Origin of the sequence: Streptomyces sp. NPDC051322, from assembly GCF_040689485.1 — a bacterium.
Taxonomy (GTDB): Bacteria; Actinomycetota; Actinomycetes; order Streptomycetales; family Streptomycetaceae; genus Streptomyces.
The window spans coordinates 1-1459 of the sequence record NZ_JBFBAK010000031.1; the positions used below are offsets into that span (position 1 = coordinate 1).

Consider the following 1459-nt stretch of genomic DNA (forward strand, 5'->3'; position numbering starts at 1 on the left):
GGTCGGCGCGTTGCGTGCTGAGGGCTTCGAGGCGGGTGTCCGGGATGTGTTCCAGCACCGGACCGTCGCCGGACTCGCCGCCGAACTCGGCGGCGGAGAGCCGCTCGCCGAGACCGCCGTCGTCGAACCGTTCGCACTTCTGACGGCGGGGGACCGGGCGAAGCTGCCCACGGGCCTCGTCGATGCCTTCCCGCTGGCGCAGGTGCAGCTCGGCATGCTGGTCGAGATGCTCGCCGACGACGGCCTGAACAAGTACCACAACACCACTGCCTTCCGGATCAAGGACGGCCGGCCGTTCGACGCCGACGCCCTGCGCCGCGCCGGCCAGGCCGTGGTGGAGCGTCACGAGATGCTGCGTGCCTCCTTCGACCTCGAAGGCTTTGAGGTACCGCTGCAGCTCATCCACGCTGCCGCGGAGATTCCGGTCACCGTGCACGATCTGCGGGGCCAGAACGCCGACCAGCAGGCCGCGGCACGTCGGGCGCACATCGTCAGCGAGCGGGCCGAGACCTTCGACCTCTCCCGCGCCCCACTGCTCCGAATCTCCGCACTCGTCGAGTCCGACGAGGCGTGGTGGCTGTCGGTCAGCGTCTGCCACCCGATCACCGAGGGCTGGAGCCACCGCTCGCTGCTCAGCGAGATCGTCGAGGGCTACCTCCGGGTGCGGGGCGGCGGGACGCTGCCCGCGGTGCAGATGCCCGAAGTGCGCTACGCGGACTTCGTGGCAGCCGAGCTGGCTTCAGTGGCCTCCGACGAGGACCGTGACTACTGGCGGGACGTCCTGGGCAGCCATGCCAAGTTCGAGCTCCCGGCCGGCTGGGGCGACGGTGCTCCGGGACGGGCGAACGTCGTGCACGTACCTCTCACCGACCTGACCCCGGCGCTGCGGGCAGCGGCGAGCGGTACCGGAACTTCACTCAAGGCCGTGCTGCACGCCGCGCACCTGAAGGTGATGAGCCAGCTCACCACCGAGGAGTCCTTCTGCACCGGGCTGGTCTCCAGTGGACGCCCCGAAGTCGTGGGCGCCGAGCGGGTGTACGGCATGTACCTCAACACGGTGCCCTTCGCCTATCAGCGCGGTGCGCGCACCTGGCGCGAGCTGATCCGCCAGGTCTTCGACCAGGAGGGCACGCTCTGGCCGCACCGCCGCTTCCCGATGCCGGTGATGCAACGGGAACTGAGCGACGGAACCCGACTGCTCGACGTCCGCTTCAGCTACCTCGACCTGGCGGACGCCCAGGCGGAGACCGACGTCGTCGACACCGAGTCCGGTGACGGTGAGGGCGCCACGGAGTTCGGCCTCGCGGTGGCCGCACGCGGCAGCGGTCTGCTGCTCACGGTGAACCCGCTGGTGCTGGGCAGAACCGGTGTGGATCGCCTGGCGGCGATGTATCGCGCGGTGCTGGAGTCGATGTCCGCCGATGTGGACGGTGATGCGCGTGTGGTGTATCTGCCCGGT

The 1459-nt window shown here is 69.9% G+C and carries 1 protein-coding gene; it reads left to right on the top strand.

Annotation, left to right across the window (positions count from 1 at the left end):
* Positions 1–1459: condensation domain-containing protein (locus tag AB0436_RS30515; protein ID WP_366471170.1), on the top strand; the 1459-nt coding region annotated here is incomplete at both ends.